The organism is Polynucleobacter sphagniphilus (genome assembly GCF_001953355.1).
Classification (GTDB): domain Bacteria; phylum Pseudomonadota; class Gammaproteobacteria; order Burkholderiales; family Burkholderiaceae; genus Polynucleobacter; species Polynucleobacter sphagniphilus.
This window is the reverse complement of sequence record NZ_MPIY01000003.1, coordinates 343,637-368,444: the sequence shown is the minus strand read 5'-3', so window position 1 is coordinate 368,444 and position 24,808 is coordinate 343,637. Positions and strand designations below refer to the sequence as shown.

Sequence of the window (24,808 nt, the reverse complement as noted above, 5' to 3'; positions counted from 1 at the left end):
TCTCATTATCAAGCCTTTAGAAACTCGGCGCGAGATCCTAGCCAGCGCTCTAAATGGCGCTCTACTAAATCCAGATGATCCGCCAAGAGGCGATCGGCCGCTTGCTGCGCCAGCTCAATGAGCCAAGCATCACGTTGTAGATCTACAAAGCGCAACATGGCATCGCCCGATTGCTTGGCCCCTAGTAATTCGCCAGGTCCACGCAAAGATAAATCACGCTCTGCAATGACAAATCCATCTGAGGTTTCACGTAAGGTCTGCAAACGTTCTTTAGCAGCCAAAGAGAGTGGTTCGGCATACATCAAAATACATACTGAATCAGCCGACCCACGCCCTACTCGCCCCCTTAATTGATGGATCTGCGCGTAGCCAAAGCGCTCTGCATGCTCAATGACCATCAGAGCGGCATTAGGTACATCTACTCCCACCTCAATCACCGTCGTGGCTACTAACAATTGGATCTCATTTGCTTTGAATGCGGCCATCACTGCCGCTTTTTCTTCACTCTTTAAGCGACCATGAACTAAGCCTACTTTAAAGTTTGGCAGAGCGTGGGTTAGCTGCTCAAAGCTCTCCATTGCCGTTTGCAATTGCAGAGCTTCAGATTCTTCAATCAAGGGGCAAACCCAATAGGCTTGCAGACCTTTACCGAGCCAAGAGTGCAAGCCACTAATCACCTCATCACGACGAGAAGCTTTAACCACTTTGGTAGCAATCGGTTTGCGGCCAGGGGGCAATTCATCAATTACCGATACATCGAGGTCGGCATAGTAAGTCATTGCCAAAGTACGCGGTATTGGGGTAGCCGTCATCATCAGCTGGTGACAATAAAATAACTCCGAGCCGACCCGTTGCGTAATTTCTAAACGTTGCTTGACGCCAAAACGATGTTGCTCATCAATCACTGCCAATCCCAATTTGGCAAAACTAACGCTTTCTTGAATCAAAGCATGCGTACCAATAATTAGTTGCGCTTGTCCGCTTTCAATCGCCGCTTGTGTAAGCTTTTTTTCCTTCGCCTTGAGACTACCTGATAACCATGCCACATTCACACCCAAAGGCTCAAACCACTCCTTCATTTTGAGGTAGTGCTGTTCTGCCAGAATCTCGGTAGGCGCCATGATGGCGGCTTGGTAACTATGATCCATGGCGCGCGCAGCTGCAAGGGCTGCAATAACCGTCTTACCGCTACCCACATCCCCTTGGAGCAAGCGATTCATTGGGAAGGTCTGGGATACATCATCACTGATTTCAGACCACACCCGCTGCTGTGCACCAGTTAATTTAAACGGCAAGACTTTGATCAAGCCAGCCTCAATACCCACGCCATTATTGGCTGCAGTCAAGACTTGAAATGAAGGAGCACGCCTTTCTCGACGAATACGATGTGCGCGCTTGAGTGAAATTTGCTGGGCGAGCAATTCTTCAAATTGCACCCGGCGCCAAGCGGGATGAGTACGCTCTAATAGAGCTTGCGTATCAGCATCTGCTGGCGGCTCATGCAAATAAGCAATAGCGCTTTGCAATGGTGGCCAATCTTGGGTTGGTAAAAGTGCTGCCATGAGTGGTTTTGGCAAAAACTCAGCCAAATGCTCTTGAATACCGGGATCACGCAAGGCCTGTTTGACTGCTTTGCGAATCACTGTTTGCGAAATTCCAGCGCTGGCTGGATAAACGGGTGTCAGACTCGTTGGCAAAGCGGCATCAGGAACCACCGAGCGCACCGTTGGGTGCACCATCTCAGCACCCTGAAAGCCCTCACGCACCTCGCCACGCACACGAATATGGGCGCCAACTGCCATTTGTTTTTGCTGACTGGGGTAAAAGTTGAGAAAACGCAGCTGCAAGCTGGCAGTCTCGTCCTCAATCGTGACCAAAAGCTGCCGCCGAGGTCGAAATAAGACCTGATTACGGATCACCACCCCCTGAGTCTGCACCGAAATCGACCTTCCCCGAGTCAAAGCCTCTTTTACGGTGTAGAGCTCGGTTTCATCCTCATAGCGGGCTGGCAAGTGCAAAGCGAGCGCCAAAGGGGTATCTAGACCCATTTTTTGGAGTGTAGTTGGTAGTCGCTTCGTCGTCATCGTTAAAATCCAATACCTGATGGTAATGCTATGCAACTCTCCGACTTCAATTACACCCTCCCCCCACATCTAATCGCCCAGCATCCCCTGGAAAAGCGCACGGATAGCCGCCTCCTTGAGGTCAAGGCTCATGGGGACTCGAGTGCCCAATTCATAGACAGAACCTTTCGGGAAATAGTGGACCTGATTAGGCCAGGGGATTTATTGGTGATGAATGACACCAAAGTCATTCCGGCCCGCTTGCATGGCAAAAAAGAAACTGGCGGCATTGTCGAGCTCTTAATTGAACGCATTAGCGGCGACAAGCAGGCCTGGGTTCAAGTGCGAGCCTCCAAGGTTCCCAAGACTGGCTCGATTGTGCATATTCATAATCAGGCCGGCGAAACCTTTCCTGTAGAAATGATTGGGTATGACGGTCGCTTTTATGAAGTCCGCTTTCCGGAAAATGTCCTCGGCTTGCTAGAGCGCTTTGGCGAATTACCCCTGCCCCCTTATATCGAGCATCAACCCACCCAAGAAGATGCACAGCGTTACCAAACGGTAGTAGCTAAAAATCCTGGGGCCGTTGCAGCGCCTACTGCTGGCTTACACTTTGATCAGGCTATATTGCAGCAGCTCAGCGACGCTGGAGTGAATCAGGCAGGCGTTACCCTGCACGTTGGGGCTGGCACTTTTACCCCCGTACGCGAAGAAGATCTCAGCAAGCATCAGATGCACTATGAGTGGTACTCCGTGCCACAAGCAACGATTGATGCCATCGCACAAACCAAACACCAGGGTGGACGCGTCATCGCGGTTGGCACCACCAGTCTTCGCGCCCTAGAGAGTCACGCTACTACCGGCCAAGCTAGCGGTGAGACCAATCTCTTTATTACCCCCGGTTATGAATTTAAAGCGGTGGATTGCCTGTTAACTAATTTCCATCTGCCAAAATCAACCTTATTAATGTTGGTCAGCGCCTTTGCCGGCATGGACAATATCCGCAATGCATATCAACATGCCATTGATCAGAGTTATCGCTTTTTCAGTTATGGGGATGCGATGCTCCTTACCCGAGTGCCAAATACCAATTTATGAGCAAACCCGTGAACTTTTCGATCCTGGCGCGTGATTCACAAAGCCCAGCCCGCTTAGGTCAATTAGATCTCCCGCATGGCAGTGTCCAAACACCAATTTTTATGCCCGTAGGTACTTACGGGACAGTAAAGGCGATGACCCCCCGCGATCTCGAGGAAGCCAAAGCGCAAATTATTCTAGGCAATACATTTCATCTCTGGCTCAGACCGGGACTAGATGTGATTAAAAAACATGGGGGCTTGCATCGCTTCATGGGTTGGAATAAACCCATCCTGACTGACTCTGGTGGCTTTCAGGTATTTAGCTTGGGGGCACTGCGCAAAATCTCTGAAGAAGGCGTCACCTTTGCCTCGCCCATTAATGGCGATAAATTATTTATGTCTCCTGAGGTTTCGATGGAAATTCAGGCAGTGCTCAATAGCGATATCGCCATGCAATTCGATGAGTGCACACCATACGAAGTAAAAGGCCAGGCCACCACTGAAAAGACAGCACGCCAATCATTGGAAATGTCTTTGCGTTGGGGCGATCGCTCTCTCAAACGTTTTCGTGAGCTCAATACTGGGAACGGACTCTTTGGCATTGTCCAAGGCGGCATGTTTGAAAATCTCCGAGAGTTTTCTTCAGATGCCGTCAGTCAACAGGGTTTTGATGGCATCGCCATAGGCGGTCTATCCGTTGGCGAACCTAAACCAGAATTTGAGCGCATCCTCAATTTCACTGCGCCGAAGTTGCCAGAGCATATGCCGCATTACCTCATGGGTGTGGGCACTCCTGAAGACCTCATCTTGGGAGTGAGTCTGGGGATCGATATGTTTGATTGCGTAATGCCCACCCGCAACGCCCGCAATGGCTGGTTATTTACCCGTTTTGGCGATCTTAAACTCCGCAATGCAGGCTACAAAGAGGATGACCGCCCGCTAGATCCTACGTGCGCCTGTTACACCTGCCAACATTTCACTCGCTCCTATCTGAACCATCTGCAAAAGGCCAATGAGATCTTGGGTTCACAGCTCAATACGATCCACAACCTATCCTATTACCTGCAATTGATGACTGAAGTCCGCGAGGCCCTCAGTTTGGGTCGTTTTAGCGCTTACCGCGAAGAATTTCACCGTAATCGCCAACGGGGCGTAGAGCCAGGGCAGGATTAAGCCAATTTACCCCTGAAATCCGCCCCAAAGCCCCATACAGTTTAGAATTGCGGGTTTACGGCTTTCCTTTTAAGCCCTAAAACAAACGCAGTTTCTTATTGGTAATTAACGGAGGTTTTTATGTGGATTAGTAACGCTTTTGCCCAAGCTTCAGCTGCGGGCGCAGATTCAAATAACTTGATGAGCTTCCTGCCCCTCATTTTGATGTTTGCAGTTCTTTACTTCATCATGATTCGCCCACAAATGCGTCGCCAAAAAGAAACTAAAGCGATGTTAGAGGCTTTAACGGTTGGTGACGAAGTAGTTACCGTTGGCGGCATCGTTGGCAAAGTAAGCGCACTGAAAGATCAATTTGTCACAGTTGAAATTGCTGCTGGTACAGAAGTGCAAATGCAAAAAGCTGCGATCACCACAGTATTGCCTAAGGGCACCCTGAAGTCTGCTTAATACATCTGCTTAGAAATAACTCAATATGAACCGCTACCCTCTTTGGAAATATGTAGTTATTCTGGTTGCATTACTGATCGGAACGCTGTATTCCTTACCGAATTTCTATGGCGAGGCTCCAGCGGTTCAAGTCTCATCGGCCAAACCAACGATCAAAGTGGATTTGGCGACTCAGGCTCGGGTTGAGAAGATTCTGGCTGATCAAAGTATGAGCAGCACCGGTATCTTTTTTGAAAATACCGGTCATGTAGGTTCTATTAAGATTCGCTTTAACAATACCGATACACAATTACGTGCACGCGATCTGTTGCAGCAGAAATTGAATGTCGATCAAAACGACCCCAATTACACAGTTGCACTGAACCTGCTCTCCAATACCCCTGGCTGGCTAAGCTCAATCAATGCCCTGCCTATGCCCTTGGGCCTGGACTTGCGCGGTGGAGTCTACTTTTTATTGCAAGTGGACATGAAGGGTGCATTACAAAAGAAAATTACCTCATTGGCTGGTGATATTCGCAGTCAGTTACGCGACAAATCCATTCGTCACCAAGGGATTGATCGCAATGTAGACTCGATCACCATTCAGTTTGGTAGCACTGAAGATGCTGAGGCAGCGCGCTTTTTACTAACCAGCAGCCAACCACAATTAATTTGGACAATCACACCTGCAGGTGGCTCATACAAGCTGCAGGGTGAGTTCAAGCCAACCGCCTTAAAAGAAATTCAAGATAACGCAGTAAAGCAAAACATCATCACTCTAAATAAGCGTGTCAATGAACTTGCCGTAAAAGAACCCGTGATCCAGCAGCAAGGTGCAGAGCGCATCGTAGTGCAATTGCCGGGTGTTCAAGATACTGCGCGCGCCAAGGACATTATTGGTCGTACCGCTACATTGGAATCACGACTTGCCGACCCACTCATGTCAACCATCAATGTTGGTGAAATACCTCCCCCAGGTATGGATACTTTCCGCTTTGGTGAAAATCGTTTAGGCGTATTCAAAAAGTCAGTGATTTTTAGTGGTGAAAGTATTACCGATGCCAGTGCTGGCTTTGATCAAAATCAACGCCCTGCTGTCAATATCACCTTAGATGCCTCTAGCGGTCGCACGATGCAAGAAGTGACCCGTGAAAACATGGGTAAGCCAATGGGCATGATTTTGTTTGAAAAAGGCAAAGGTGAAGTGCTGACGATTGCCACCATTCAAGGCGAATTTGGCTCTAAGTTCCAAATCACGGGCCAGCCTACTACTGAGAGTGCTAATGACTTAGCCCTCCTATTGCGCGCAGGCTCTTTAGCAGCTCCAATGGAAATTATTGAAGAGCGTACGATTGGGCCAAGCCTAGGCGCTGAGAATATTGAAAAAGGCTTTAAGTCATTACTCATCGGCTTTACAGCCATTGCCATCTTCATGATCATGTATTACCTCTTGTTTGGCACATTCTCGGTAGTCGCTTTAGCTGTGAACTTACTGCTGTTGATTTCGGTACTCTCTATGCTGCAAGCTACTTTGACACTGCCGGGTATTGCGGCGATGGCCTTAGCACTTGGAATGGCGATTGACTCGAATGTCTTAATTAACGAGCGTATTCGGGAAGAGCTCCGTAATGGCGCTGCGCCTCAGACTGCCATTGCTGTTGGTTTTGATAAGGCCTGGGCAACCATCTTGGATTCAAACGTCACCACATTGATCGCTGGTCTAGCCTTATTGGCTTTTGGTTCTGGCCCGATTAAAGGCTTTGCGGTCGTGCATTGCTTAGGCATTCTCACTTCGATGTTCTCAGCCGTCTTCTTCTCACGTGGTCTTGTCAATCTTTGGTATGGCAGACACAAGAAGATTCACAAACTCGCTATCGGCCAAGTTTGGCGCCCACAGGAGAAATAAGTCATGGAATTTTTTAGAATCAAAAAAGATATTCCATTTATGCGCCATGCATTGGTGCTCAATGCGATTTCTTTCATTACTTTCTTAGCTGCCATCTTCTTCCTCTGGCATAACGGCCTACATCTCTCGATTGAATTTACCGGCGGTACTGTGATGGAGGTGAGCTATCCACAGGCGGCACCTTTAGATGCGATTCGTGGCAATGTCGAGAAGCTAGGTTATGCCGATACGCAGATTCAGAACTTTGGCAGCTCACGTGATGTGATGATTCGCCTGCCTTTGCAAAAAGATGCCCAAGGCAAACTCATTTCATCGGCTGATCAAAGCGCTGCAGTCATGAAGGCGCTCGATCCCTCAACATCTGGTGCCAAATTACAGCGCGTTGAATTTGTAGGACCTCAAGTCGGTCAAGAATTAGCGATGGATGGACTCAAAGCCCTCATCTTTGTGATTATTGGTATTGTCTTGTACCTCTCCTTCCGTTTTGAGTGGAAGTTTGCGCTGGCCGGCATCATTGCGAACTTGCATGACGTGGTCATCATTTTGGGTTTCTTTGCTTTCTTCCAGTGGGAATTTTCTCTTTCAGTCTTGGCAGCAGTGTTAGCAGTATTGGGTTACTCAGTGAACGAATCCGTTGTGATCTTTGACCGTATTCGCGAGAACTTCCGCAAATACCGCAAGATGAATACCCGTGAAATTATTGATAATGCGATTACCAGTACAATCAGCCGTACCATGATCACCCACGGCAGTACCGAGATGATGGTGTTGGCAATGTTGGTATTTGGTGGCCCAACATTGTTTTACTTTGCACTGGCACTGACCATTGGTATTTTGTTTGGTATTTATTCCTCCGTCTTCGTGGCTGCAGCACTAGCGATGTGGCTAGGCGTTACTAGAGAAGATCTTGTGAAGGGTGAACGTAAGCCTGAAGATAAGAACCGTGACGAGGATCCTAACTTCGGAGCCCGAGTTTAAGGGCTTCGCTATTAAATTGTTTTAGCATCTAGGGCGGCCAATATTCTTTGGGTCGCACCTTGATGTTCAGTGGCATATTTTTTCGCAGCAAGCGCCATCTGCGATAACTCAGCCGAATTTGATAACAGCGCCTGCAACTCTTTTGTCAGGGCAGTTGGCTCACCCAACATCAATTCACCGCTAAGCCTTTTTGCTGCACCTGCTGCAATTGCATCGAGTGCAGCCTGCTGAAAGTTATAGGTATGCTCACCTAATAAAACGGGGCAACCTACCGCACAAGCTTCAATCAAGTTTTGGCCGCCAAAGGGTAAAAGACTACCGCCCATAACAACCAAATCTGCCGCACTGTAATACAGGGGCATCTCGCCCATTGAGTCGCCAAGGATCACTTCAACAGCTGTAGTGTCACTTGGTATACCAGACCATTCACTGCGTGCGCGGAACGTGAATTTTGCAGAGCGAATGTGCTCGGCAACTTCGGGGAAGCGCTCTGGATGTCGCGGCACCAAACAAAGCAGCGGGGGCACGCTAAATGCATTGCTTCGCAGTAAATCTTTCCATGCCTTGAGAATAATAGCCTCTTCACCATCACGCGTACTGGCTGCGCAAACCATCAAACGATTGCCAGCATGGATCGATTTTTTCCAGATGGCACCTTGCTCTAACAAAGTAGAGTCCAGCGGTACATCAAACTTGAGGTTACCGACAATCTGCACATCTTTTACGCCCAAGCTGCGGTAACGATCAGCATCAAATTGGGTCTGAGCCAAAATACCTCGGAATGCTTGAAATAATGATCGACCCGCCTTGCCAAAGCGATTGACGCGGCGCGCACTGCGCTCTGATAAACGCGCGTTCACTAAAAACAATGGCAAGTCAATCTGCGCACAACGAAATACCACAGTGGGCCAAGCTTCGGTTTCCATAAAAAGGCCAAAACGCGGTTTAAACGTTTTGAGGAAATGCTCAACAGACCAACAGAGGTCATACGGTAAATAGACTTGCGTCACGCGCCCTGCGGCAATCTCTTTTGCAAATAATTGCTTACCAGTACGGCGCCCATTTAAGGTCATGTGGGTCAGAAGAATGGATTCGCCACGCGCTAAGTAAGCGTCAATCAATGGTTGCGCTGCCCGCGTCTCACCTACCGATACCGCATGAATCCAAATCGCACCCTGAGTAATGGGCTTGTCATAGCCAAAACCAAGACGCTCAGGTGTGTGGTGTAAATAGGCAAAGGAGTGACGAGCGCGCCAAGCAAGACGCACAAATGCCAATGGCAACAAAAGATGCCAAAGCAATTGGTATGCAGCGAACCAGACAGTTGGGCAAGCACCGTATTCCAAATCAGAAGTTGATGCACCACCCTGGTTTGGCGTCAAACTCACTTTTTGAGGCGTTCGGTTAACTCAACCGCCTTGCCCAAATAAGAAGAAGGTGTCATCTCTAAGAGGCGCGCTTTCGCATCTTCAGGAATAGCCAGGCCACGCACGAATGTTTGCAAATCAGCTTGATTAATGCCTTTGCCACGTGTGAGTTCTTTGAGTTGCTCATACGGGTTCTCAATGCCATAACGACGCATTACTGTTTGCACTGGCTCTGCTAACACTTCCCAGCAGGCATCTAAGTCAGCTGCGATGGCAGCGTGATTGACCTCTAATTTTCCAAGGCCCCGTAAGGCGCTATCGTAGGCCAACACGCTATGCCCAAAAGCGGGGCCGAGATTGCGCAATACGGTTGAATCGGTAAGGTCTCTTTGCCAACGTGAGATAGGCAACTTCTCAGCCAAGTGGCGCAACAAAGCATTTGCTACACCCAGGTTGCCTTCTGAGTTTTCAAAGTCAATTGGATTGACTTTATGCGGCATTGTCGAAGAGCCAATTTCGCCCGCTTTAGTGCGCTGTTTAAAGTAGCCAACGGAGATGTATGCCCAGAAGTCGCGGTCCATATCCAACAGGATGGTATTGGCACGAGCAATTGCATCAAACAACTCAGCCATACCATCGTGTGGCTCAATTTGAATGGTGTAAGGGTTAAACGTTAAACCCAAGCGTTGCTCCACTACGTTCTTGGAAAAATTTTCCCAATCAAAATCAGGGTAAGCAGAAATGTGGGCGTTGTAATTACCAACAGCGCCATTCATTTTTCCGAGCAAAGGTACTGCAGCAATCGCAGTAATCGCACGCTCTAAACGCTTGGCAATATTGGCAATCTCTTTACCTAAAGTACTTGGGGAGGCAGGCTGACCATGGGTACGAGAGAGGAGTGGCACCTTCGCATTCTCAATGGCCAAATCGGTGAGGACTGAAAGGATTTTTCTCAATTGCGGCAGCAATACTTCATCACGCGCACCGCGCAACATCAAACCATGTGAAGTGTTATTAATATCTTCAGAAGTACAAGCAAAGTGAATAAATTCGCTCGCCTTAAGCAAATCGGGACGACCCGCTACTTTTTCTTTGAGGAAATACTCCACCGCTTTCACATCATGATTGGTAACCGCTTCGATATCTTTAATACGCTGTGCATCGGCATCGGAAAAGTTCTGCGGCAAAGATAACAAGAACTCAGCATCAGCTGGGCTGATAGTTGGTACATCTGGCAAGCCTGCTGCTGCCAAAGCGAGCAACCAATGAATTTCGACAAAAACCCGTTGACGCATAAATGCTGCTTCTGATAACCAGGGGCGCAGGGCATCTACTTTTCCTGCATAGCGGCCATCTAAAGGGGAAAGTGCATTAAGGGTTGAAAGGGGCTGACTCACGGATGGTGCCTTTACATTGAATATCAATAAAGCTCAATTTTAATGCGTTCTCACTGAGAACCCCGCGACTTAAGATCGCTATACTGAGCACCTATGAAACTAATCGGATCCCTTACCAGCCCCTATGTACGCAAAGTACGCATTGTTTTCTCTGAAAAAAAGGTTGAAGTAGACCTTGTTTTGGATAATGTGTGGGCTGCCAATACGCAAATTAACGCCACAAACCCCCTGGGCAAAGTGCCCTGCTTGGTTTTAGACGATGGCGAGGTCATTTATGACTCCAGAGTCATTGCTGAGTACGCAGACACTTTGAGCCCTGTGAGCAAGCTGATTCCTGATAACGGCCGTGAACGCGCATCCGTTAAAACCTGGGAGGCTTTAGCTGACGGCATTATGGACGCAGGCATTTTGGCTCGTTTAGAGGCCACTTTGCGGCCACCAGAACAACAGAGTCAAATGTGGATGGATCGCCAAATGGGCAAAGTGCAAGCCGCTTTGAACCAAATGGCCGCTCAATTGGGTGAAAATCCATGGTGTCATGGCAATCAAATGACCTTGGCCGATATTGCGGTGGGTTGCGCCTTGGGATATCTGCTGTTCCGCTTCCCTCATATTGCATGGCAGTCTCAACACCCCAATTTGGATCAGCTCTATCAAAAATTGATGCAGCGCTCATCTTTTATCGATAGCATCCCACCTGCCGCTTAAAGATTAAGCAAAATCATGCTTAGGCGGAGATAATCCCACCGCCTAAGCAAACATCGCCGCTATAAAGTACTGCTGATTGACCTGGAGTAACAGCCCATTGAGCTTCTGGGAAATCCAACCGAAAACTCAATGGTCCATCAGCACCCTCAGATAAGGTGCATGCCGCATCCGCCTGACGATAACGTGTCTTAGCAGAGTAGGGTCCTGAGACTGGCGGAGCTCCCGCAATCCAACTGGCATCCATTGCCGCTAGCGCATGGCTTTGCAACCAAGGATGCTCATGACCTTGCGCCACATAGAGGGTGTTATTAACAACATCTTTGCGAGCCACATACCAGGCATCACCATTGCCATCTTGGCTACCGCCTAGACCGATACCCTTTCTTTGCCCTAGGGTAAAGAATGCCAAGCCCATGTGCTCACCGACGGTTTTGCCTTCGGCGGTCTTGATGGGACCTGGGGTACGCGGCAAATAGCGGTTGAGGAATTCTCGGAAAGGTCGCTCGCCAATAAAACAAATGCCAGTGGAGTCCTTTTTACGCGCATTATGTAAGCCGATTTGCTCAGCAATGGCCCGTACCTCGGTTTTTGGGATCTCCCCCAAAGGAAACAACACATTAGCCAATTGCTTTTGGGTTAGTCGATGCAGAAAATAACTTTGATCTTTGGTGACATCCACCGCCTTCAAAAGCTGCACACCCTGTTCTGAATGGCGCACACGGGCGTAATGGCCGGTAGCAATCGCATCGGCACCCAAGCTCATTGCATGGTCTAAAAAGGCCTTGAATTTGATTTCAGCATTGCACAAAACATCCGGGTTTGGGGTGCGTCCTGCGGCATATTCGCGCAAGAAATCAGCAAAAACACGCTCTTTGTACTCTTCGGCGAAGTTCACAGCCTCCACATCAATACCAATGACATCAGCTACGGAGACCACATCGAGCCAATCTTGGCGTGCCGAGCAGTACGCATCGTTATCATCATCTTCCCAATTTTTCATAAAAAGGCCAATTACTTCATAGCCTTGCTGCTTGAGCATCCAAGCAGCCACTGACGAATCAACCCCTCCAGACATCCCAATGACGACTTTGGATGGTTTGGTAGCAGGGATTGGTGAAGAATTGAGCGGGATCATCAAAAAATGCGAAAATTCAATATAAGCTGAAAACCCCATTGTAGAAGTCTTAGCCCGATCTCACCGAGATTTTGGCAAAGACCAAGCTATTGGAGAGCAGGGTAAGTGGATGGGCAATATTTTGCCTATTTAACTAAAATAGATTCTTTAAAAAATTTGTACTTGGAGACATGCCATGCGCATAGGAGTGCCACTTGAAATTAGGTCCGGAGAGACGCGAGTCGCCGCAACACCGGAAACCGTTAAAAAACTCATTGGCCAAGGCCATCAGGTAGTCATCCAAAAAGATGCTGGTGTTAGAGCAAGTCAGCCAGACTCTGCTTATGAGGCCGTTGGCGCCACCATTGGTTCAGCAGCAGATGTATTGGGCGCTGAAATCGTCTTGAAAGTACGTGCACCTGAAAATACTGAGCTGGCACAAATTCAATCTGGCAGCGTGCTGATTGGCATGCTCGATCCATTTGATAATCAAAATATTGAAGCGATGGCTGCTCAAGGCATCACCGCCTTCTCGCTGGAGGCCACTCCAAGAACGACTCGTGCGCAAAGCATGGATGTACTCTCATCACAAGCGAACATTGCTGGCTATAAAGCCGTGATGATTGCTGCTAATGAGTATCAGCGCTTTATGCCAATGCTGATGACTGCAGCTGGTACGGTTAAAGCGGCGCGCGTACTGATTCTCGGTGCAGGTGTTGCTGGTTTGCAAGCGATTGCAACCGCTAAGCGCTTAGGCGCTGTGATTGAAGCATCCGATGTACGCCCTGCTGCTAAAGAGCAAATTGAATCTTTGGGCGCTAAGTTTGTTGATGTCCCTTATGAAACCGATGAAGAGCGCGAAATCGCTCAAGGCGTGGGTGGTTATGCCCGTCCAATGCCAGAAGCATGGATGAAACGTCAAGCTGCACTGGTTGCTGAAAAAGCCCAACAGGCCGATATCGTGATTACCACTGCTTTAATTCCGGGTCGTAAACCGCCAGTCTTGTTGCATAGCGAAACTGTGATGCAAATGAAACCAGGTTCCGTGGTGATCGACTTGGCTGCGGGCCGTGGCGACAATGGCTCAGGCAATTGCCCACTCACTCAAGCTGACAAAATTGTAGAAAACAATGGCGTCAAGATTGTTGGTTACACCAATCTAGCGAGTATGGTGGCTGCGGATGCTTCTGCACTGTATGCACGTAACTTGCTCGATTTCATGAAGCTGATTGTCGACAAAGAAGCCAAGCTTGCCATTCCAAGTGATGACGATATCGTAACTGCTTGCTTGATGTGTCGTGATGGTCAGGCTGTTCGCAAAAACTAATACAGAATATTCAAACTAAGGAAATACTATGGATCTCGCTGCTTTTCAAAGCATCCTCACAGTCCAAAACATCACTGTTTTTGTGTTGGCTATTTTTGTTGGCTACCACGTGGTTTGGAACGTTACGCCAGCATTGCATACGCCCTTAATGGCGGTAACCAACGCCATCTCTGGAATCATCATTGTTGGTGCGCTATTGCAAACTGAAGTCATTGGAGGCGATGACATTACTTTGACCAGCGTCATTGGTGCAATTGCCGTATTTTTGGCATCTATCAACATTTTTGGTGGCTTTATGGTCACCCGCCGCATGCTTGAAATGTTCAAGAAAAAAGCCCCGAAGGCTGACGCGGCCGGAACCAAATAAAACTAGAAAAAGACCAATCGAGAGACCAAACTCATGTCAAACCTTACCGCTATTTCGTATCTCATTTCTTCGGTGTTGTTCATTCTCGCGCTGCGCGGCTTGTCTTCACCAACCACTTCACGCCAAGGCAATACCTTCGGCATGATTGGCATGTTGCTCGCTGTGATCACCACTTTCTTTGTGGCTGATTTCAAACCAGCGTTTTCCTTAATTGCTGGAGCGGTTGTGGCTGGCGCCATCATTGGTACCTTAGCTGCAAAACGTGTACAGATGACCAAGATGCCAGAGCTCGTTGCGCTCATGCACTCCTTCGTTGGTTTGTCTGCTGTGTTGATCGCAGTGGCAGCGGTATTTAATCCTGCTCACGACCATACAGGCGCACAGAAAATTGAATTGTTCATCGGTGCATTTATTGGCGCAATTACCTTTACAGCTTCTGTTATTGCTTTCGGCAAACTCTCCGGCAAAGTGAGTGGCAAACCAGTCAGCTTTGGTGGACAGCATTTGCTCAACCTCATCATGGCAATTGCCATGATTGGTGCCGGCGTCACGTATTACATCACTGGTAGCCATGCCGCATTCCTAGCAATGTGTGCTGTTGCCTTGGTATTGGGTGTGACATTGATCATCCCGATTGGTGGCGCCGATATGCCAGTGGTTGTATCGATGCTCAATAGTTATTCAGGATGGGCTGCAGCTGGTATTGGCTTCACATTAAATAACCCTGTATTGATTATTGCTGGTGCTTGCGTAGGTTCTTCAGGCGCAATTCTGTCTTACATCATGTGTAAGGCGATGAACCGCTCTATCCTCGCCGTATTGCTAGGCGGCTTTGGTGCTGAAGCAGCTGCAGGTGGTGGCGATGATGGTGGCCCTAAGAACTACAAAACTGGCTCTCCAGAAGATGCTGCTTTCCTGATGGAAAATGCAGATACAGTCATCATCGTGCCTGGTTATGGTTTGGCTGTTGCCCGTGCTCAGCACGCTCTTAAAGAATTGACTGAAAAGCTCACTCACCATGGTGTGACTGTGAAGTATGCAATTCATCCGGTTGCAGGCCGTATGCCTGGACATATGAACGTATTGTTGGCAGAAGCTGAAGTGCCTTATGACCAAGTGTTTGAGATGGAAGACATTAACAGTGACTTTGGTCAAGCTGACGTAGTGTTAGTGCTTGGTGCAAACGACGTGGTGAACCCAGCCGCTCGTACGCCTGGCAGCCCTATTTTTGGTATGCCGATTTTAGAAGCATTCAAAGCCAAAACAATTATTGTGAACAAGCGCTCCATGGCTGCTGGTTATGCTGGTCTTGATAACGAACTCTTCTACATGGATAAAACCATGATGGTCTTCGGTGATGCGAAGAAGGTGGTTGAAGAGATGGTTAAAGCAGTGGAGTAACAACAATACTAATATCAAGTCATAAAAGACCGCCTTCGGGCGGTTTTTTATTGCAGTTGCTCTTAAATGTACTTATTCTTAGGGCAACAACAAATAAGAGGGCACTTCATGTACTACACGCTTGGCAATCACATTGACTTGCTCCCCTATGCGCCTTATTTCTTTTTAGCTTCAATTATTGTTTTTTTGCTAGCGGGCTGGCTATTTGGTCGCTATCGCCTGAGATCTTCCTCAACCGTCATTGTCAGAGATTCCCTAGCTACCGCTATCTTTGGCCTGACTGCGCTTGTATTGGGATTTAGCTTTAGCGGCGCCAATGAACACTTTGACAATCGCATTCAGTTGCTGCGTAAACAGGCTGCTAGCGTAAGACAAGTTTATGAGTCAACTAAATATTTAAATCCCATGGATAGAGCGGCTACCCAAGCTGCCTTAATCAGATTGGTTGATATTCGGATGGCTGCCTTTCAAAACATCAAGAAAATGGATGACTTAAGTGACAACCTAGATAAGTTGAGTGACCAACTTGCTAAAACAAATGAAGCTGTCACACTTGCCATCAATCGATCCCCCGCCACGACAAAATTATTAGCCGATCAAATATTAAAGCCGCAACTGAGCAATCTGGTGAGTGATATTGGGGATGGCATATTAAATGCGAAACGTCACCCGCCGGCCATTATTGATCATTATTTATTGCTACTTCTTTCTGTTGCGGCTCTATTAACTGGCTATGCGATGGCTGCAAAGAAGGAGGAGGATTGGTTTTTGACCGCTTTATATATGTGCGTGATGGGCTTTACTTTGTACGTCATTTTTTCATTGGAATACCCGAATCTATTTTTTCCAACAGAGCAATTCAATCAAGATTTCATTCGCTTTAAAGACTCATTGCACTAAGAGCGAATAAAAAAACGCCTGGTCTTTTGAACCAGGCGCTCTTGCTTCTACAGCGAACTTGCTGTGGAAAGCGGCAATTACATCATGCCGCCCATACCACCCATACCGCCCATACCACCCATATCAGGCATGCCGCCGCCAGCAGACTCATCCTTTGGCGCTTCGCAGATTGCGCAGTCAGTGGTCAACAACAATGCGGCAACAGAAGCTGCGTTTACTAATGCAGTTTTTGTTACTTTAGTTGGGTCGATCACGCCTTGAGCTACGAGGTCACCGTATTCGCCAGTTGCAGCGTTGTAACCGTTGTTGCCTTTGCTTTCTTGCACGGCATTCACGACAACACCTGCATCTTCACCAGCATTGCTGACGATCGTACGAAGTGGCTCTTGCATTGCGCGCAGCACGATGCTGATACCAGCGTCTTGATCAGAGTTATCGCCTTTCAAGCCCTTGATACCTTGCATTGCACGAATCAAAGCAACGCCACCGCCAGGAACAATACCCTCTTCTACCGCAGCGCGCGTAGCATGCAATGCGTCATCAACGCGGGCTTTCTTTTCTTTCATTTCAACTTCAGTAGCAGCGCCAACACGAATCACTGCAACACCGCCTGCCAACTTAGCAACGCGCTCTTGCAATTTTTCCTTGTCGTAGTCGCTAGTCGCTTCTTCGATCTGAACGCGAATGTTCTTCACGCGCGCTTCGATTGCTTTAGCATCGCCAGCACCGTCAATAATGATGGTGTTCTCTTTGCCAACTTCGATGCGCTTAGCTTGACCTAAGTGCTCAAGAGTAGTTTTTTCGAGTGTGAGGCCGATTTCTTCAGCAATGACAGTACCACCAGTCAAAATCGCGATATCTTCTAACATTGCTTTACGACGATCACCAAAGCCTGGAGCCTTCACAGCACAAGTCTTGATGATGCCGCGAATATTGTTCACAACCAAAGTTGCCAAGGCTTCGCCTTCAACATCTTCTGCAATGATCAACAATGGACGACCAGACTTCGCTACTTGCTCGAGTACTGGGAGCAAATCACGAATGTTAGCAATCTTCTTGTCAAACAAGAGCACGTATGGGCTTTCCATAATGGCAACTTGTTTTTCAGGTTGGTTGATGAAGTATGGTGAGAGGTAGCCACGGTCAAACTGCATACCTTCAACTACTTCGAGCTCGTCTTCTAAAGACTTGCCATCTTCAACAGTAATGACACCCTCTTTACCTACTTTTTCCATTGCTTCAGCAATACGCTGACCAATGCTGTAGTCGCTATTAGCTGAAATAGAGCCAACTTGAGCGATTTCTTTGGTAGTAGTGCAGGGCTTGCTGATTTTGGCGAGTTCTGCAACAGCAGCTGTAACTGCTTTATCGATCCCGCGCTTCAAATCCATTGGATTGTGACCTGCAACTACGTATTTCATACCTTCACGAACGATGGACTGAGCCAATACGGTAGCAGTAGTAGTACCGTCACCAGCGATGTCAGCAGTTTTAGAAGCGACTTCCTTCACCATCTGAGCACCCATGTTCTGGAGCTTATCTTTGAGTTCGATTTCTTTTGCTACGCTCACACCGTCTTTAGTAACGATTGGACCACCGAATGAACGCTCCATGACTACATTGCGACCTTTTGGTCCCAAAGTTGTTTTCACTGCGTTTGCAAGAATATTGACACCCTCAACCATCTTGGTACGGGCATTGTCTCCAAATACAACGTCTTTTGCTGCCATGATTAAATTCCTCTCTTAAATACCGAAATTACTTCTGAACAACAGCCATGATGTCGTCTTCACGCATCACGATGAGCTCTTCGTTGTCTACTTTGACTGTTTGGCCAGCATATTTACCAAACAACACGCGATCGCCTACTTTGACGTCGAGTGCATTTAATTTGCCGCTCTCATCACGCTTACCTGGACCGACTGCCAATACTTCACCTTGGTCTGGTTTTTCAGCGGCAGCATCGGGAATAATGATTCCGGAAGCAGTTTTTGATTCTTGATCTAAACGTTTAATGATTACGCGATCATGTAAAGGACGCAGATTCATTCCTTCTCCTATGTTAGTAAGTGTTAACTAATTAAAAAAACAATAAAAATCAATAACTTGTAATCTCTTCACACGGAAGCTAGGGCTAAACTACCAAGAATCCAGCTTTTTTAGCACTCGCATGTAGGGAGTGCTGATTATATAGGTCTACCTTTGAAAATTTCAAGGGTGCGTACCCATAATTTGATCAAGGTATTTTGCGCTTCCTATACTGGGGACAAGCGAGTAAGTCTTTTCCTACAGACAAATCATCCTTACACCCTTACCGCTCCACTCCGTCCTGCCTAGACTGGATGACTACCCACTGGAGAATGCTGATGAGCCCGAAATCCCGGCTGTACACGCTTGTAAAGGCATGGAAGAACAAACCCTTCCAAGAAGTACGTGATGCCTGTGGCGACCATTGGCTCGGTTTAAGTGATCAAGCCCTTGAGCAACATGATTGCTGGTCACAACGCCAGGCAATTAGCCATGAACCCATTTTTAATGCTGGAGGAACAAAACTCACCGGCTCGCTATTTAGGCCTTTACTCACAGCTACAGATACACAACTACTGAGATTGTTTATGGAAGGTCTCGATACTATTTCTTACTGGTATCGCAGTGGACGCCCTATTCCCGGAATCCTCCCCATCCCCACCCATGCCTTAATCTCCAATCATTACATCGATGCCTTAAGCGATCTGATTCTGAACTCCCGCCTACCGGTCGGTTTAGTTTCTTTGGGAATTCAAACCTTACCAAATGCAGAAAAAGCATTTGCCTTTAAGGAAGGTCTATTGCGCCTGCGGCGTTTAGGCATCTTGCTTCATCTCATGGACTTTATTGGTACGGCGGAACAATTTCTATTTCTAGAGGAAATGCAGCTAGATGGCCTGCATATTGAAATGGGGCAGTTTCGCAATCAAGCCCTGCCGATTGCTGTAATTGAACAAGCCAAAAAATGCTCGGCTCAGATTTATGCAAGCAATCTCACCTTGCGGATTGATTTAGAAAACGCAAGCGCTCTTGGAATTCATCATTGCTATGGGGGACTCATGATGCCTCCGGTAAGCCGCCACCAAACTTTACACATTAACGATAGTCGAATCGCTAAAGCCATTTTTTCGCTGCACCCTCATAAAAACCAAAACGGAGACAAGTAATGAGAAAACGCGTGATGTTGGTAGATGACCATCCAGCAATGTTGATGGCTTTAAAAAGCATGTTGCAAGACCAATTGCTATTTGAGATAGCAGGTCAAGCCCAGAATGGAGAGGAATGTCTCAGATCCATTAAGGAGCTTAATCCGAATATGGTGATTTTGGATATTGATATGCCAAAGACAGATGGCTTTGATGTCATTCGGCGTATTGGCTTAATGTACCCAGACATTCGCATTCTGGTCTTGTCTAGCTTGGATGAAGCGGTCTATGGTGGCAGAGTCAGATCACTGGGAGCGCATGGTTTTGTCAATAAGACTGCTGGAGCGGACGTGATTCTAGCCGCTTGCGTTGCCATTTCGCAAGGCTATAACTTCTTTACGCATGGTAAGAATGGCAATAGCTCCTTGAGTGATAACGATAAGCTTGCCCTCATTTCCGATAGAGAGCTACAGGTAATGAAATATTTAGGCAAGGGCAACACAAATCAACAAATTTCTGACATCCTACACATCAGCAATAAAACAGTTGCCACTTACAAAACAAGGGTATTTGATAAATTAGGTATTAACAATATTGCTGATTTGATATTGTTCTGCCGCATGAATCACATCATCGAAAGTTAATCATGCGCGTGCATCGATTCATTCTTGGAGTGATGGTATTTTTTACATTAGTGAGTAAAACCTCGCTTGCTAATTCACTTAACCAGAAGGAACAAGAATGGATCAATGCTAATCCGATTGTGTACTTTAGCATTCATGAAAATCATGAGCCCGCCAGCTTTAAGCTCATCCTAGATAGGCTAAATCAATTTACTCAACAAGAATTCCATCCCAAGTGGCGCAGCTCAGATGCCCAGGTGTTTACACAGCTTGCCAATGGCGAAGTACATTTTGTTATCGATCCACCTGCCGTCTATCAGGAACTATTGTTGCTGGGCTCTTTAACCAAAGCCTTATTTTGGAGGCATGATGATTTAAACGCCAATACTTTAGCCTACCGCTGGCTGATTGCCCATGAAGCCAAGACACTTCATGATGTGCTAGAGCAATTCTCAAAGGGGCTTGATCCAGCAGAGTTAGATCAACTCTTTGCGATTGCCCCACAAGCATTACCCACACGTTTTAGTCAGTGGCAGACAAGCACCCCATGGATCTTGAACTTTTTTTTACTTGCTGGCGGAATATGGGTTTTATGGCGTCTGCACAACAATCAACTAGTTCATCAAAATCAGACCAAAAAACTCATTCGATCTAAAGAACTAGCGGAAAAGGCAAATGCTGCAAAGTCAGCATTCTTGGCCACTATGAGCCATGAAATTCGAACGCCGATGAATGCCATTTTAGGAATGCAAGAATTGCTACTTAATAATCAAAAGCTTCCAGCTAGCGAGCGCCCTTTGCTCAAAAGCGCTCATGCTTCAGCTGAATCCCTCCTTGGCATGCTCAATCAAGTCTTGGATCTTTCCAAAATTGAGGCTGGCAAGCTTACCCTTAATTTAGAGCCCTATTGTTTAAAAAACTTAATTGATGATATTCATGCTGCATTTACTACCGTGGCGATTAAGCAAAATTTACTCTTAAACACCATCATTGATCCCAGATTGGCTCCTGTATTAATGATGGACCCTTTGCGTTTACGCCAAATCTTGCAAAACCTCATCAGTAATGCCATTAAATTTACAAAAGAGGGAGAGGTGTATTTCTCGATCACTGTGTTGGCAGATGATCATGCTGGTCAACTCATCGAGTTTAGAGTGCTTGATACGGGCATTGGTATGGCAAAAGCAGAGATTGCACAGGCCCTGCAAGCTTTTGAACAAGTACCCTCTAAAGCCGAAGTGAATTTAAATGAACAACAACGTGGCACAGGACTAGGACTCACAATCACCAATCATTTAATCAAGTCGATGAATAGCCAACTCTATTTTGAAAGCGCTCCCGGCTTTGGTAGTAACGTTTATTTTTCAGTTGCCTTTCCGAGAACCTGTACAGCCACTCTAAAGACGAACTCTAGTTCAGATAGTCGCTCAAGAGCACAGATACGACTTTTCAAAGGTCAGCCAGGCCATTCAGGCTTAAGAGCACTTGTTGTGGAAGATCATCCTGCAAGCCGCCAAGTACTCTCACTTCAATTAGAGGCTTTAGGTATTGCAGTGCAGGTTTGTGAAAATGCCCAACTTGCCTTGCAAATGCTAAGGGAGAAGCGTTTTGATATTTTGCTGACGGATCAATCGATGCCGGGTATGCACGGATCTGATTTGGCAAAGCAAGTCCGCGCCCTTGGTCAAAATGAACTCGTGGTTATCGGAGTCACTGCCGATATTTATGCGCTTGAGGCTCGCCATCAATTTTTATCTTCTGGCATGAATGGGGTACTCATTAAACCACTCAGTTTAAGCGCTCTTGAAAATGAGTTGGGGCGATACTTCACTAGCAAGGTAAGCACTACCTTTGCCCAAGTTGGGGAATATTCTTTTGACGCCTTTGTTAGCTTACTAAAAGAGAATCCAAAACATGTGATTTTAGTTTTAGATGAAATTATCAAGGTACATGATGATATTTTGCTTGAACTAGCAGATGACTCAACTGGGGATAAATTAGATGAGATGCAATTTAAGAGCATGGTTCATAAAGTAAAAGGTGGTGGACAGCTTTTGGGTGCCAAGCGATTGATTGAAGGCTGCGAAAAACTGGACCAGCCAGGCAATCTAAAAGAAAGAGTGGCTCACTTCATGCAACTCTTGGAGGCTGAAAATAAAAACATCAGGCAATATCAAGCGCGCTTTAATAGCTAGACTCATGCCAGGGGTTTATCCTATGACTTATGGAAATCTTTAAATCCCATTTTTTTCTAACTGTTCTTTGGCTGGCTTTTAGCTCTCTTGCTTATGGAGCGGGCCCTGAGCTGGTTTCACAAGACACGGCTTTGCAATACATTCCTAAAAATGTTGCAGCCAGCTTAGAAAAGAATCAAATTCCTAAGGATGCCATTAGCATTTCTGTCATGGAGGTAGAGTCCAGTCACCCGGGCAAGCTTGGCTCTAAAACAATGCTGGACTGGCGCGCAAGCCAAGCCATGAATCCAGCCTCCACTATGAAGATTCTGACCACCTTATCAGGCTTAGATCTCTTAGGACCACAGTACCGTTGGCGTACAAATGTATTTACTGATGGGCAAATTAGCCAAGGCACACTGAAAGGTAATCTTTACTTACAGGGTACGGGCGATCCAAAACTAGTTCCCGAAGAACTCGCCCGTATGATGAAAAATCTTCAAGATTTAGGAATCCAAAAAATCGATGGCAATTTAGCATTCGATAGAAGTGCATACGCACAAAGCGTGATGGAAGCAGGCACGATTGATGGTGAATCATTGCGCGCCTATAACGTGACTCCAGATCCCCTACTCTATGCCTTTAGGACGCTCTCATTTCAATTGGGTAAATCATCAACTGCTGACTTTATTGACATCAACTACACACCAGCTTTAGCGCAGCTCAAAATTCAAAACCAATTACGCCTGACTAATAAAGCTTGCGATAACTGGAAAAAAGATATTCATTTTGAGTTAACGCCAGAAGCACCTAACAGCACCCAAGCCATGACTGCTAGATTCTCGGGGGCATTTCCATCGAACTGCAGTAGTGCAATCTATAACGTAGTTGCTATTGATGCTAATACATTTTTAACGCAGGGCTTTGCTGCTGCCTGGGAACTAGCGGGTGGTACTTGGGTGCAGCAACCCAGCGGCAAAAGTGGCACCGTCCCCATTACAGCAAGACCACTCCTGCAATTTGAAGGGAGTGTACTGTCGGACGATGTGCAGGACATCAATAAATATTCCAATAACGTCATGGCCCGTCAGTTGATGTTGACCTTGGCCTTAGAGAAGATGGGCAAACCTGCAACCACTGAGAATGGTGAAATTGTCATACAAAGTTGGCTCAAAAAAGTAGGTCTGTCTTTTCCGGAACTCATCATCGAAAACGGTTCGGGCTTGTCTCGCAATGAAGTCATTTCAGCGGCGCACATGAATCAGTTATTACTCACAGCACGCAATCTTCCCGTTGCTGAGACTTTCTATAACAGCCTGCCTCTCGCTGGGGTAGATGGGACGATGAAAAATCGTCTCATGATGCAGTTGCGTAAATTTTTATACCTCAAGAAAAAGCCGGAAGCGCATATTAAAACCGGATCACTTGCTGATGTTAGGGCAATCTCAGGTTATGTCACGAGTAAGTCTGGAAAGATGTACCTTGTTACATCATTCATTAATCATCCTAATGCCTGGAAAGGCATAGAGGCACATGATCAATTACTGACGTGGCTCATGGAAGATGGACCCGAACCAAAACAGGCACGTTGAAGTCGATCACGAACACCATCCCAATCTTGACCAGCAGGTGGCTCAGGAAACAAAATGAGGTCCCATCCCTGGGCATCTAAATCACGTAATGTTCGATAGAGTTTGCTTGCAAAGGCTGCACTATCGCTTGGCACCAAAATTTCTTCAAAATTCACCGAAGGATGACCATCCTCACTTAGCGAAGATTCAGAATCCCAAACAGCTACAGCCACTCTTGATTTGGTGTCGGTAAATTCGCTCAAAGCATCGAGCACCCGCCCCGGGCCATACATGCGTAAGGGTGTACTTGGTGCATAGTGGGCTCGCAAGCTGCCTGATACTCTTGGCAATGCATTATCTTGGACCGTCTCATCTTCTTTAACCAGCTCGCCAGGTTTATAAACCCGAATACCTGTCTTTTCAAAGATAGCTTGTGGAGTAATGACACCTGGTCTGAGCAAAACAGGATGTTCACCCGAAGAAAGATCAATGATGGTGGACTCAATGCCAACATCACAGTCGCCACCATCCAAAATCATCAGATCTACCATGCCCTCGAACTCACTACGAACATCTGCAGCGCTGGTGGGCGATACTTTTCCAAATCGATTGGCTGAGGGAGCAACCACCCCACCCTTAAATTGACGTAATAGCGCTTGCGCTACAGGATGGGCAGGAGCCCTAATCGCCACCGTGTCCTGGCCGCCCGTTAATTCATATAAAACACGTTTATCTTTTTTGAAGACCAGTGTTAATGGTCCGGGCCAATAAGTACTAATTAATTGCAGCGCCTCTTCAGATAAATCGCGTACCCATGGACTCACTAGCGCAGCCCAATCTACTTGCGCCACGTCGAACTTTTCCGGAGCAGCTAAATGAACAATTAAAGGATGGTTAGAAGGTCTTCCTTTGGCGGCAAATATCCTCTTAATCGCTTCTGGATTGTGCGCATCTGCACCTAAGCCGTAAACTGTTTCCGTAGGAAAAGCGACTAGTCCACCATGGCGCAAGGTTTGCACCGCTTCATCAATGACTGCTGCTGTTTGTGGTGCCGTGGGCAT

Annotated in this window: 21 protein-coding genes; 14 read left to right on the top strand and 7 right to left on the bottom strand. The window is 47.0% G+C overall.

Annotation, left to right across the window (positions count from 1 at the left end; all coding sequences use genetic code 11):
* Nucleotides 1–8: 8 nt before the first annotated feature.
* Nucleotides 9–2,084, bottom strand: coding sequence for an ATP-dependent DNA helicase RecG (gene recG / locus BOQ04_RS05520; protein ID WP_076023754.1), 2,076 nt, complete (start codon nt 2,082–2,084; stop codon nt 9–11).
* Between the two features lie 30 nt (nt 2,085–2,114).
* Between recG and queA the strand changes: the two genes are divergently transcribed.
* The 5 genes from queA to secF all read left to right on the top strand — a co-directional run bounded on the left by queA (nt 2,115) and on the right by secF (nt 7,625).
* The gene (gene queA, locus BOQ04_RS05515; RefSeq protein WP_076023753.1) at nt 2,115–3,161 is read left to right on the top strand and encodes a tRNA preQ1(34) S-adenosylmethionine ribosyltransferase-isomerase QueA; all 1,047 of its coding nucleotides are present in this window, start codon (nt 2,115–2,117) and stop codon (nt 3,159–3,161) included.
* Complete coding sequence (tgt, locus tag BOQ04_RS05510) at nt 3,158–4,315, top strand: tRNA guanosine(34) transglycosylase Tgt (protein WP_076023752.1); 1,158 nt, start codon at nt 3,158–3,160, stop codon at nt 4,313–4,315. The genes queA and tgt overlap by 4 nt, the downstream gene beginning before the upstream one ends.
* Nucleotides 4,316–4,435: 120 nt before the next feature.
* Complete coding sequence (gene yajC, locus BOQ04_RS05505; protein ID WP_076023751.1) at nt 4,436–4,762, top strand: preprotein translocase subunit YajC; 327 nt, start codon at nt 4,436–4,438, stop codon at nt 4,760–4,762.
* A 25-nt stretch (nt 4,763–4,787) separates the two neighbouring features.
* Nucleotides 4,788–6,647 (top strand): protein translocase subunit SecD, encoded by a 1,860-nt coding sequence (secD, locus tag BOQ04_RS05500; RefSeq protein WP_076023750.1) that lies wholly within the window; start codon nt 4,788–4,790, stop codon nt 6,645–6,647.
* A 3-nt stretch (nt 6,648–6,650) separates the two neighbouring features.
* The gene (gene secF / locus BOQ04_RS05495) at nt 6,651–7,625 is read left to right on the top strand and encodes a protein translocase subunit SecF (protein WP_076023749.1); all 975 of its coding nucleotides are present in this window, start codon (nt 6,651–6,653) and stop codon (nt 7,623–7,625) included.
* An 11-nt stretch (nt 7,626–7,636) separates the two neighbouring features.
* Here the strand turns inward: secF and BOQ04_RS05490 are convergent, their stop codons facing one another.
* Nucleotides 7,637–8,971 carry a 3-deoxy-D-manno-octulosonic acid transferase gene (locus BOQ04_RS05490; RefSeq protein ID WP_076023855.1) on the bottom strand — a complete coding sequence of 445 codons (1,335 nt, stop codon included), beginning with the start codon at nt 8,969–8,971 and terminating at the stop codon, nt 7,637–7,639.
* A gap of 38 nt (nt 8,972–9,009) precedes the next feature.
* Nucleotides 9,010–10,389, bottom strand: coding sequence for an adenylosuccinate lyase (gene purB, locus BOQ04_RS05485; protein WP_076023748.1), 1,380 nt, complete (start codon nt 10,387–10,389; stop codon nt 9,010–9,012).
* A gap of 93 nt (nt 10,390–10,482) precedes the next feature.
* On the opposite strand from purB, the gene BOQ04_RS05480 reads away from it, so the two are divergent.
* On the top strand, nt 10,483–11,097 hold the full coding sequence (locus BOQ04_RS05480) for a glutathione S-transferase (protein ID WP_076023747.1): 615 nt from the start codon (nt 10,483–10,485) through the stop codon (nt 11,095–11,097).
* A 19-nt stretch (nt 11,098–11,116) separates the two neighbouring features.
* On the opposite strand, the gene mnmA is transcribed toward BOQ04_RS05480, so the two are convergent.
* Nucleotides 11,117–12,232, bottom strand: a complete 1,116-nt coding sequence (gene mnmA, locus BOQ04_RS05475; RefSeq protein ID WP_076023854.1) for a tRNA 2-thiouridine(34) synthase MnmA — start codon at nt 12,230–12,232, stop codon at nt 11,117–11,119.
* Nucleotides 12,233–12,407: 175 nt separating this feature from the next.
* Here mnmA and BOQ04_RS05470 point away from each other — a divergent pair, with 175 nt between their 5' ends.
* The 4 genes from BOQ04_RS05470 to BOQ04_RS05455 all read left to right on the top strand — a co-directional run bounded on the left by BOQ04_RS05470 (nt 12,408) and on the right by BOQ04_RS05455 (nt 16,206).
* A complete protein-coding gene (locus BOQ04_RS05470; RefSeq protein ID WP_076023746.1) occupies nt 12,408–13,538 on the top strand; it encodes a Re/Si-specific NAD(P)(+) transhydrogenase subunit alpha in 1,131 nt (376 codons plus the stop codon).
* 28 nt (nt 13,539–13,566) lie between these two features.
* Nucleotides 13,567–13,905 (top strand): proton-translocating transhydrogenase family protein, encoded by a 339-nt coding sequence (locus tag BOQ04_RS05465; protein WP_076023745.1) that lies wholly within the window; start codon nt 13,567–13,569, stop codon nt 13,903–13,905.
* A gap of 33 nt (nt 13,906–13,938) precedes the next feature.
* Nucleotides 13,939–15,306, top strand: a complete 1,368-nt coding sequence (locus BOQ04_RS05460; protein ID WP_076023744.1) for an NAD(P)(+) transhydrogenase (Re/Si-specific) subunit beta — start codon at nt 13,939–13,941, stop codon at nt 15,304–15,306.
* A gap of 108 nt (nt 15,307–15,414) precedes the next feature.
* The gene (locus BOQ04_RS05455; protein ID WP_076023743.1) at nt 15,415–16,206 is read left to right on the top strand and encodes a hypothetical protein; all 792 of its coding nucleotides are present in this window, start codon (nt 15,415–15,417) and stop codon (nt 16,204–16,206) included.
* A 77-nt stretch (nt 16,207–16,283) separates the two neighbouring features.
* Here BOQ04_RS05455 and groL read toward each other — a convergent pair whose 3' ends face one another.
* Both groL and BOQ04_RS05445 read right to left on the bottom strand, forming a co-directional pair.
* Nucleotides 16,284–17,936 carry a chaperonin GroEL gene (gene groL / locus BOQ04_RS05450; protein ID WP_076023742.1) on the bottom strand — a complete coding sequence of 551 codons (1,653 nt, stop codon included), beginning with the start codon at nt 17,934–17,936 and terminating at the stop codon, nt 16,284–16,286.
* 28 nt (nt 17,937–17,964) lie between these two features.
* Entirely contained in the window at nt 17,965–18,255 is a 291-nt protein-coding gene (locus BOQ04_RS05445) for a co-chaperone GroES (protein ID WP_076023741.1), read from the bottom strand.
* A 317-nt stretch (nt 18,256–18,572) separates the two neighbouring features.
* On the opposite strand from BOQ04_RS05445, the gene BOQ04_RS05440 reads away from it, so the two are divergent.
* The 4 genes from BOQ04_RS05440 to dacB are packed head-to-tail and all read left to right on the top strand — an operon-like array spanning nt 18,573 to nt 23,768.
* Nucleotides 18,573–19,400 (top strand): diguanylate phosphodiesterase, encoded by an 828-nt coding sequence (locus tag BOQ04_RS05440; protein WP_076023740.1) that lies wholly within the window; start codon nt 18,573–18,575, stop codon nt 19,398–19,400.
* Nucleotides 19,400–20,023, top strand: a complete 624-nt coding sequence (locus tag BOQ04_RS05435) for a response regulator transcription factor (protein ID WP_076023739.1) — start codon at nt 19,400–19,402, stop codon at nt 20,021–20,023. Before BOQ04_RS05440 ends, BOQ04_RS05435 begins: the two co-directional genes overlap by 1 nt.
* A 2-nt stretch (nt 20,024–20,025) precedes the next feature.
* The gene (locus tag BOQ04_RS05430) at nt 20,026–22,197 is read left to right on the top strand and encodes a response regulator (RefSeq protein ID WP_083657519.1); all 2,172 of its coding nucleotides are present in this window, start codon (nt 20,026–20,028) and stop codon (nt 22,195–22,197) included.
* A gap of 29 nt (nt 22,198–22,226) precedes the next feature.
* Entirely contained in the window at nt 22,227–23,768 is a 1,542-nt protein-coding gene (gene dacB, locus BOQ04_RS05425; protein WP_198929285.1) for a D-alanyl-D-alanine carboxypeptidase/D-alanyl-D-alanine endopeptidase, read from the top strand.
* Here dacB and BOQ04_RS05420 read toward each other — a convergent pair.
* The gene (locus BOQ04_RS05420; protein WP_076023738.1) at nt 23,714–24,808 is read right to left on the bottom strand and encodes an L-threonylcarbamoyladenylate synthase; all 1,095 of its coding nucleotides are present in this window, start codon (nt 24,806–24,808) and stop codon (nt 23,714–23,716) included. The two genes, dacB and BOQ04_RS05420, sit on opposite strands and share 55 nt — an antisense overlap.